Origin of the sequence: Isoptericola croceus, from assembly GCF_029382255.1 — a bacterium.
Lineage (GTDB): Bacteria > Actinomycetota > Actinomycetes > Actinomycetales > Cellulomonadaceae > Isoptericola > Isoptericola croceus.
Genome location: NZ_JARLLG010000298.1, coordinates 1 through 269, shown reverse-complemented (window position 1 = coordinate 269; position 269 = coordinate 1). Strand labels below are relative to the sequence as shown.

Genomic DNA, 269 nt, shown 5'->3' with positions numbered 1-269 from the left:
AACGAGACCCCCGGTGGTCTGGCATCCACCGATGTGACCCCAGAAGGATTCGTATGTTTTCCGTCAAGGCCTGCGCGATCGGTCGCCGGACACTGACAGGAACACAGCTCTACGATGTTGGCGGTCACGTCATCTTCTCCCACTACAAGTACTTCGACGAGTGCCTGGATGAGGCCCTGCCCAACAAGGATGACTGGTACCACCACCAGCGTATCTCCTACGTCCGTTGCAAGGGCCAATGGGTCCCATACCCCTTCCAGAACAACATC

General features: G+C 57.2%; 1 protein-coding gene. It reads left to right on the top strand.

Going from position 1 to position 269, the window contains the following annotated elements; translation table 11 throughout:
• Positions 1 to 53 precede the first annotated feature (53 nt).
• Positions 54 to 269, top strand: a 216-nt coding sequence (locus PZC42_RS24720; RefSeq protein WP_277214179.1) for a hypothetical protein, incomplete at its 3' end; no start/stop codon positions are given.